This is a genomic window from Candidatus Neomarinimicrobiota bacterium, assembly GCA_022573815.1.
GTDB lineage: Bacteria > Fidelibacterota > SORT01 > SORT01 > SORT01 > JACZTG01.
Window position 1 is genome coordinate 18,392 of record JACZTG010000025.1, and the last position, 8,892, is coordinate 27,283.

Here is an 8,892-nt window from a genome sequence, read left to right on the forward strand (position 1 = left end):
AAAGAGCAATCACTTATAAGGATTGAGCGAATATATAAGTGAAATCCAAACAATTCTCTTGTATCTTCGTGAGAATCGAAGCGTTTGAGCAAGCAATGAGTAGTTTTGAGAATGGCGGAGATTAAAAATATGGTACACGGGATACTCTATGAAATCAATGCTCATATTTTATCATTATTTTCATATTTAATACTTATACTTAACATCTGACAATTACGATACATAAAACTAATGTGACAAAATATTTTCAAACTGAGTTTACATTGGAGGCTTAAATGATCGTTGGAGTTCCAGTCGAAACATATCCAAATGAAAAACGCGTAGCATTAATACCGGCGGTGATTCCCGCATTGCTCAAACTCGAAATAGAAGTTTATCTGCAAAAGGGAGCCGGTGAGAATGCGGGATATCTCGATGCAGATTATGAAAATAAGGGCGCGAAATTGGTTTCCGATAGAGCCGGGATTTTTTCCTCTGCTGATGTTCTCCTTGGTGTGAATAGTTTAGGCGCCAATCTCGAGGCGGACTCTGATAGCATTAATTTGCTGCGCTCCGGCCAGATTATTATAGGATTGCTTAATCCGCTGGGGTCTCCAGAATATGCGCAGAAACTTGCGGCAATCGGAGTTGACGCTTTTGCTCTTGAGTTACTTCCGCGGATTGCCCGCGCGCAACCGATGGATGTGTTAAGCTCAATGGCTTCAATCGCGGGTTATAAATCTGTTCTTCTTGCCGCAGAAGCGCTCAATAAACTATTCCCTATGATGATTACCGCTGCCGGCACCATTACTCCGGCTCACGTTTTTGTAGTCGGAGTGGGAGTTGCCGGACTGCAAGCGATAGCGACTGCGAAACGTCTTGGAGCTGTAATACGCGCTTATGACGTGCGACCCGCCGTAAAAGAACAGGTAGAGAGTCTCGGGGCTAAGTTTGTGGAAATGGAATTGGATACGGAAGAATCAGAAACATCGGGCGGTTACGCAAAAGCTATGGATGAGGAATTTTACCGTCGTCAAAGAGAAATGATGACGCAGGTTGTAGCGGAAAGCGATGTGGTGATAACAACGGCTTTAATACCGGGTAAAAAAGCGCCGATCTTGATCACTGAGGAGATGGTGAAGGGTATGTCAACCGGTTCGGTAATAGTTGACTTAGCGGCAGAGGGTGGCGGCAACTGCGAACTCACAAAATCAGGAGAGACAATTGAAGCGTATGGAGTACAGATAATTGGAACAGAGAATTTAGCCTCCACGATTCCTCACCATGCCAGCCAGATGTATGCGAAAAATTTGACGGCTTTTCTTAATATCTTAGTGGAAAACGGCGGACTCAACATAAATATGGATGACGAAATTATCAGGGATACTCTGCTTACGTACAGGGGCGAGGTGGTTAATCCGCGCGTGAAAGAGCTTCTTGGTATGTCGGAATCACAATCAAAAGATGAAAGGAGTAATTCCTAATGGAAGTTTTCGTAGCTGCATTGACGATTTTCGTGTTAGCTCTATTTGTAGGGTTTGAAGTAATTACCAAAGTGCCGCCTCTCTTACACACACCACTAATGTCGGGAGCGAACGCTATTTCCGGAATAACATTAGTGGGCACGTTGGTGACATCAGGAATGCAGCTGACAACTTTTACTACGGTTTTGGGATTTATCGCAGTGGCTATGGCGACAGCAAATGTGGTTGGCGGTTTTCTGATGACACATCGAATGTTGGGAATGTTCCACCGGAAGGAGGATAATGTCTAAAGAATTTATAGAATTATTCTATCTTATAGCCGCCGTACTGTTCATCCTCGGCTTAAAGGGTCTCTCACATCCCCGAACAGCGGTACGGGGTAATTTCCTCGGCGCGCTCGGAATGTTGCTGGCTATAGTAGTAACTCTTTTGGACAGACGAATCATAAGTTTTGAGGTAATAATCGCCGGAATAGTCGTGGGAGCTCTCGTCGGCGCTGTTATGGCTTACCGCTCTCCGATGACAGCCGTGCCGCAGGTTGTGGCAATTTTCAACGGTTTTGGCGGCGGCGCTTCGGCTCTTGCTGTGGGAGCGGCATTCGAGGAAGCTCTCGGGGGGAATTTCATTGAGGCTATAGATGTGCAATTTTCTTTGGCGGCTGTTTCCGCAGCGCTAATCGGCGGCGTATCTTTTACAGGCAGTGCGATAGCTTTCTTTAAGCTTCAGGGAATCATCAAAGGAAAACCGATTTTGCTTCCCGGGAGACATGTGATTAACATAATGCTGGTCTTGATAAGCATTGCTCTTAGCGTCTGGCTGGTGATCGATCCTTCTATTTCAATGCCATTTTGGATATTGGTGGGAGTTGCTTCGGTTCTCGGAGTTCTTTTGGTAATTCCCATCGGAGGAGCGGATATGCCTGTAGTAATTTCATTGCTTAATGCTTATTCAGGGTTGGCTGCCGCCGGTCACGGTTGGGTACTTAACAACAGTGTGCTGATTATTGCGGGTTCGCTTGTTGGAGCTGCCGGATTTATACTGACCGCGCTCATGTGTAAAGCAATGAATCGTTCCCTTGCCAATGTTATTTTTGCCGGCGTGGGAGCGGTAGCTGTTACGGAAGAAGAAAAGGATGACATCTATGCCGGTAAAGTAAAATCCGCATCACCTGAGGAAGTGGCAATGGTATTAGAAGGCGCCCGGCGGGTGGTTATTGCTCCCGGATATGGAATGGCAGTTTCACAGGCTCAATATGCCGTACAGGATTTAGCAAATTTGCTTGAATCCAGAGGTGTGGAAGTTGAGTTTGCCATTCATCCCGTTGCAGGACGAATGCCCGGACATATGAATGTTCTTTTAGCGGAAGCGAATATCCCTTACGAAAAGCTCAAAGATATGGATGAAATAAACCCCACATTTCGTCAAACAGATGTGGTTTTGGTGATCGGAGCCAATGACGTTGTCAATCCTCTTGCAAGAGAATCTGACAAAACAATTCCCATTTCAGGCATGCCGATTCTTAATGTGGACGAAGCTCAGACGGTTGTAATCATAAAGCGGAGCCTGAGTCCGGGATTCGCCGGAATTGCAAATCCTCTCTTCGCGGCGGATAATTGTCTGATGCTTTTCGGCGACGCGAAGAAGATGGCAACAGAGCTCACAACTGCTTTAAAAGAAGCTTAATATATTTTTATGATTGTAGCAAATATCGATGGCGAATAAATTTCAAATAGGACACGTAGTCCATCATAAACGGTATGATTATTACGGCGTTATATTTCACTCCGATGGATCATGTAAAGCGGATGACGAATGGTATTACCGCAATAAGACTCAGCCGGACCGAAGCCAACCGTGGTATAATGTCCTCGTTGACGGCGGCGGCGAGACTTACGTAGCCGAAGACAATCTCGAACTCGACCTTACGGGTAAAAAGATAGAACATCCGATGGTTATTCAAATGTTCTTGTCATACTATGAGGGCAGGTATTTCAAAGTGAGCTTGAATTGACCGTAAGTCAACTGGCGAATACGAATTGATCTGATTACGGTGATAACTTCGAAAACAATAAGCTGAAATCAAAATTGACATTGCCTAATTTAATTGAATCTCAACAAAAACCGCTGCTCGTTTTTGACGGCAAATGCGGTTTTTGCAGAAGATTGGCATCGAAATGGTACGAAAAGACCGAAAAGCAGATTACTTTTGTCCCGTACAGTGAACTCCCCGATAATTACGGAGATACTTCCATCGAAGAATTCAAAAAAGAAATCAAATTAATATATCCTGAAGGCAGGGTTTACGGCGGCGCTTCCGCAGCTTTCAAGGTGATAGAACATTCCAGGTCGCCGCTGAGAGTATTAAGCTGGATTTACAATCACACCCGCGTTTTTAATCCTATCTGGGAATGGGTTTACAGAATAGTAGCACGGAACAGAGATAGGATCCATAAACTCTTTGGAAACTATTTGTTTACTCTTTTGTAAAACTACAAATTGAAGTAACTCTACTTGGATTTCAGTAGCAGTTAAATGGCAGATGCCAAGAATGCATTGTTGGAGTGAGGTACAGATTTAAATAAAGCAGAGATATGAAAAGTAAACTTGTCATTATAGTTATTAGCTTCGCACTGCTCATAAGCTGTTCCAAAATAACTAAAGAGGAGAAAAATTGGGGAGAGAAGGGGACGGTCAGCCTTGGGTTTTGCTGGCTCATAGTCAGTGAAGAAGGTATTAAGTATGAACCAATTAATTTGGATGAAGAATTTAAATCAAAAGGTCTAAAAGTAAAATTTACTTTCATAGAAAGAACCGATATGGCTTCTATTTGTATGCAAGGTCGTATAATCGAAATAATCAGAATTGAAAAACTGTAAACACTAAGTTTAGATAACTCCTATTATATTTGTCGCAATATGTAATAAAGTCTTAAAAAGTGTTTTTTTTAGCGCCCTTAAGATATATTCTTAATGCGCATATATTGCGGAAATATTGAGCTTATAATCTTGACATGTGTCAAATAATGTTTATATTATGACGAAATAGGTAATCTAAGGGAGTATTTAAGTGCCGAATCAAAGATTAGATCAATTTATTAAATTTTGTGATACATTCTTTACAATGGAGTAATAGCTATGCTTAATCGATTCCTTTTCTTCGTTCTTTTAATCTTGTTAGTAACAGTGGGATGCGAATATAGTTCTGAACCTTCCGAACCGACTACTGAAAACGTTGAAGCTACAGAACAAATACTCCCAAGTGGAACTCCTGTTGAAGGTCAATACATTATCGTTATGAACAAGAAAGACGTTGCGCTTGGAAAGTCAACGTTAGAGATGACATCACTCGCAAAGAATATCCTTGCCGATAATGGATTATCATCTGAATTACTTGGCAGGATTTATTCGTATGCCATATCAGGATTTACAGCAACTCTATCAAAAAATGCTGCCGATAAACTAAGATTAGATCCAAGGATCGCCATAGTGGAACAGGATAGGGTTATCTCCCTCGGCAAACCAGCTGATAAGGGCAAACCGCCAAAGGAGGACGACAGCCCGGAACCGCAACAGACACCGTGGGGAATAACACGTGTCGGCGGAGCAAGTAGCGGTATTGGTAAGACCGCATGGATTATAGATACCGGTATCGATCTTAAGCATGAAGATCTAAATGTTGACGTCGAACGAAGCGTAAATTTTGTTACAAGGGGCAAAGACTCGCCGAATGACGGGCATGGGCACGGAACTCATGTTGCCGGGACCGTAGCCGCAATTGATAATGATATTGACGTAGTAGGCGTAGCGGCAGGAGCCAGTGTAGTAGCAGTTCGGGTTTTGAACAACTCAGGCTCAGGATTTTATTCATGGGTTATCGCAGGAGTTGATTATGTAGCTGGAGCCGCTGAAGTTGGTGATGTTGCGAACCTGAGTTTAGGCGGGCCTCCTTCTGAGGCTTTGGATTCAGCGATATTGAATGCGGCAGGCTTAGGGGTACAATTTTCACTTGCGGCCGGTAATAGTGACGCCGATGCGAACAACTTTTCTCCGGCGAGAGTTAATCATGCCAATGTTTACACTATCTCCGCAATAAACAGCTCAGATATTTATGCCTCTTTCAGTAACTGGGGAAACCCACCGATAGATTGGGCTGCACCTGGGGTTTCTGTACTTTCGACTAAGAAAGGAGGGGGTACAACGACCTTTAGCGGTACATCAATGTCTGCTCCTCATGTTGCAGGTTTACTTCTGTTGGGCAGTATAAACAGCGATGGAAATGCAAAAGAGGATCCAGATGGAAACCCGGATCCTATAGCGCATAAATAACTCCCCTATATCGTAACCTTACTTCAAAGGTTGTGCCGGGCTTAAAGTCCAAATACTGTTTATAAACGTCAGTCATAGCACAGTATGCTATTATCTGAAATTCACTATATCGAGATCTTTTGATAAATTGCTTCTGAGAAGGCACGGGGCAACCTGTTCGAGCATTGCCTATTATAAAATAAGGATGGAAAGGGCGAACGGCTGCTTGCAGCTTAAATAGTCATCATCTCTGAACGCATTTAACGCTTGATTAGATCAGGGTTTGAATTAAATTTATGCCAACAATAAATTAAAAAGGTTTGATAATGAAAACAGGCAAGATCAAAAAGATTACTTCAAAGTATAAAATTCTTTTCCCCATTTTATTCAGTTCTCTTGCGTTATTAATCGGATGCACAGCGAAAACCGTATCCGATGAAAGCTCCGGCAGCAAAAATAAAATCGTCTATCCTGTGGCAAGGATGTCAGACACAATAGATGACTTTCACGGAACACCTGTCCCGGACCCATATGATTGGATGGGTGATTCCGAGGATGCAGAGGTGATAGCCTGGGTAGATGCAGAAAACGCGATTACACGAGATTTTATTGATTCAAGCCCCGCTAAACTGAAACTTAAAGCAAGATATTCAGAGCTTTTTAATTATACAAAATTTGGAGTTCCCCAAAAGGTAGGCGGCAGATATTTCTACTCTAAAAATGACGGACTCCAGAATCAGGCTGTAATATATTTTCGAGAGACTTTAAATGGTGAAACTAAAATTGTGCTTGACCCGAACAAGCTAAGTGAGGACGGGACAGCGGCGCTGTCATCTGAGCATTACAGTCCAAACGGAAAGTATCTTGCATACGGAGTATCAAGAAGCGGTAGTGACTGGCAGGAAATTTCAATAAGGAAAATCGACGAAGGAGTAGATTTTGACGAAGTACTGAAATACTCTAAATTTACCGGAATAGCCTGGAATTCCAACAACGACGGATTTTATTATAATAGATTTCCTGACCCCGCCACTGTAGAACCGGGGCAAGAGAGCTATAACTCCAAAGTATATTATCACAAATTAGGAACTTCACAAAACAATGATGAATTGATTTACGAACGGCCTGATAAGCCTGAATATGGATTTAACCCATTTAGCACGGATGACGGAAAGTATCTTATGCTATGGGTATGGCACGGTTCGGCAAGCAATAATCGTATCTATTACCGGGAGATGGACTCGGATGGCGACTTTATAAAATTGTTCGATAAAGCAGATGCAGAGTATAATCCGATAAACAGTGTTGGCAATACGCTCTATATTCAGACGAACAAAGATGCGCCTAAAAGTAAAATTATTGCTGTCGATTTAAATAATCCCGAGCCGGAAAACTGGAAAACACTGATTCCTGAAGAGGCGGATGTGATAAATTTCTCAGTTTTAGTGGACAATAAATTTGTTGTTTCATATATGCGCGACGCTCATGCACTTTTGAAGATTTTTGACATCGAAGGAAACTATCTTAAAAATCTGGAGCTGCCTACGGCGGGAAGCGTTAAAATCATCAACGCAAAACAATTTGACAGCGAACTGTTCCTTTCGTTCGAATCATTTCTTTTTCCGAAAACAATATACAGATATGATTTTTCAAATGAGTCGTTCGAAGAATTTTTAGAACCTGAAGTCAACTTTAATCAGGACGAGTATTTAACGAAGCAGGTATTCGTTAAATCAAAAGATGGAACGCTTATACCCCTGTTTCTGACGCATAAAAAAGGATTGGTTAAAAATGGGAACAACCCGACTCTGTTGTATGCGTATGGAGGTTTCAACGTAAATAAAACTCCGGTTTTCAGTACATCAAAAATCTTATGGTTGGAGAATGGTGGTGTATATGCTTATGCGGTATTGCGTGGCGGAGGCGAATACGGAGAGGAATGGCATAAAGCCGGAATGCTGGAGAAAAAACAAAACGTATTTGACGATTTTATCGCCGTGGGAAGATGGCTGATCAGCGATGGTTATACTAACTCATCCAGGCTGGCGATTCAGGGCGGAAGTAACGGCGGTCTGCTTGTGGCAGCGGTTATGCTTCAAGAACCGACGCTGTTCGGAGCTGTTGTCTGTCAGGTACCTGTGGCGGATATGCTTCGCTATCAAATGTGGACTGTAGGGCGATATTGGACGGGAGAATATGGCAACGCTGTGGAAAACCCCGAGCATTTTAAATTTCTTTATGAGTATTCGCCATTGCATAATGTAAAGAAAGGTACGGTCTATCCTCCGATAATTGTTACTACAGCCGATACGGACGACAGAGTCGTACCGACACATTCCAAGAAATTTGTTGCCACATTGCAAGCAGCAGCGGATGAGGGCGGCAATCCCATTCTCATAAGGATAGAGAAAAAGGCAGGTCATGGAGCCGGCAAACCCACCTCAAAAATTATTGATGAGCAGTCTGATATTTACGGATTTCTTTTTAAAGTGTTCGGGATGGAATAATGAGCAATACGAAAATAATACACTAAAATACTTTAAATAAGAATCAGCTAAATATTGCACAAATCTCTTGACTCCAAGTTGAAACCCGCTAACTTGATGTTACTCACTTTAAGTAACATAGTAATCTCCTGAACGGAAAGGGGAAGTAAGAAACATGAGACATTATCGTTCAATATGTAATTTCTTTTATTATGACAGCCTGGGACCTGTGAAATTGCTGGAAAGATTGGCATTATACGGGATAATTATTCCTTTGGTGCTATTCCTGTTGCCTATTTATTATGATCCGAAAGAGGCACACAGATCTTTACAATCTGAAAAAATCAGTCTGAGTCAGATCATACAGAAGTTTATAATAAAGAAAACCGTACAAGTTAGAAATATCCACAGATCAATTATTAATAGAGATGTAGAGACTTCTCAAGTCTATACCTCTATAGAAAAGAGGGCATTCGCTCCACTTATCATTTAGTAGTATCCCCTTTGCCCTGATATAAGAGGCATCGTTAAGGAATATCTATCGGTGTAATTTCAGGGGTCTTCTCAAAACATCAAGAAGATAAATAGCTTTATCCGGATAAGTTTCGGAATGCAGTCGGCACTGATGTTTTGAATCCC

At 42.3% G+C, this 8,892-nt stretch carries 8 protein-coding genes; all 8 read left to right on the forward strand.

Annotation, left to right across the window (positions count from 1 at the left end):
- Positions 1-275: 275 nt before the first annotated feature.
- The 8 genes from IIB39_09185 to IIB39_09220 all read left to right on the forward strand — a co-directional run bounded on the left by IIB39_09185 (position 276) and on the right by IIB39_09220 (position 8,274).
- Positions 276-1,463 carry a Re/Si-specific NAD(P)(+) transhydrogenase subunit alpha gene (locus IIB39_09185; protein MCH8928874.1) on the forward strand — a complete coding sequence of 396 codons (1,188 nt, stop codon included), beginning with the start codon at positions 276-278 and terminating at the stop codon, positions 1,461-1,463.
- Positions 1,463-1,753 (forward strand): NAD(P) transhydrogenase subunit alpha, encoded by a 291-nt coding sequence (locus IIB39_09190; GenBank protein ID MCH8928875.1) that lies wholly within the window; start codon positions 1,463-1,465, stop codon positions 1,751-1,753. Before IIB39_09185 ends, IIB39_09190 begins: the two co-directional genes overlap by 1 nt.
- Positions 1,746-3,146 carry an NAD(P)(+) transhydrogenase (Re/Si-specific) subunit beta gene (locus tag IIB39_09195; protein ID MCH8928876.1) on the forward strand — a complete coding sequence of 467 codons (1,401 nt, stop codon included), beginning with the start codon at positions 1,746-1,748 and terminating at the stop codon, positions 3,144-3,146. Before IIB39_09190 ends, IIB39_09195 begins: the two co-directional genes overlap by 8 nt.
- A 28-nt stretch (positions 3,147-3,174) precedes the next feature.
- Positions 3,175-3,474: a heat shock protein HspQ gene (gene hspQ / locus IIB39_09200; GenBank protein ID MCH8928877.1), complete on the forward strand. Its 300-nt coding sequence runs from the start codon at positions 3,175-3,177 to the stop codon at positions 3,472-3,474.
- An 80-nt stretch (positions 3,475-3,554) separates the two neighbouring features.
- Entirely contained in the window at positions 3,555-3,950 is a 396-nt protein-coding gene (locus IIB39_09205; GenBank protein ID MCH8928878.1) for a DUF393 domain-containing protein, read from the forward strand.
- Between the two features lie 104 nt (positions 3,951-4,054).
- Positions 4,055-4,339: a hypothetical protein gene (locus IIB39_09210; GenBank protein MCH8928879.1), complete on the forward strand. Its 285-nt coding sequence runs from the start codon at positions 4,055-4,057 to the stop codon at positions 4,337-4,339.
- Positions 4,340-4,597: 258 nt separating this feature from the next.
- On the forward strand, positions 4,598-5,788 hold the full coding sequence (locus tag IIB39_09215; protein ID MCH8928880.1) for a S8 family serine peptidase: 1,191 nt from the start codon (positions 4,598-4,600) through the stop codon (positions 5,786-5,788).
- Positions 5,789-6,249: 461 nt separating this feature from the next.
- Positions 6,250-8,274 (forward strand): S9 family peptidase, encoded by a 2,025-nt coding sequence (locus tag IIB39_09220; protein ID MCH8928881.1) that lies wholly within the window; start codon positions 6,250-6,252, stop codon positions 8,272-8,274.
- Positions 8,275-8,892: the final 618 nt, after the last annotated feature.

Coding starts and splice junctions, on each gene's coding strand:
- IIB39_09215 (MCH8928880.1), top strand. CDS start 4,598: ATGCTTAATCGATTCCTTTTCTTCGTTCTTTTAATCTTGTTAGTAACA.
- IIB39_09190 (MCH8928875.1), top strand. CDS start 1,463: ATGGAAGTTTTCGTAGCTGCATTGACGATTTTCGTGTTAGCTCTATTT.
- IIB39_09185 (MCH8928874.1), top strand. CDS start 276: ATGATCGTTGGAGTTCCAGTCGAAACATATCCAAATGAAAAACGCGTA.
- hspQ (MCH8928877.1), top strand. CDS start 3,175: ATGGCGAATAAATTTCAAATAGGACACGTAGTCCATCATAAACGGTAT.
- IIB39_09195 (MCH8928876.1), top strand. CDS start 1,746: ATGTCTAAAGAATTTATAGAATTATTCTATCTTATAGCCGCCGTACTG.
- IIB39_09220 (MCH8928881.1), top strand. CDS start 6,250: ATGTCAGACACAATAGATGACTTTCACGGAACACCTGTCCCGGACCCA.
- IIB39_09210 (MCH8928879.1), top strand. CDS start 4,055: ATGAAAAGTAAACTTGTCATTATAGTTATTAGCTTCGCACTGCTCATA.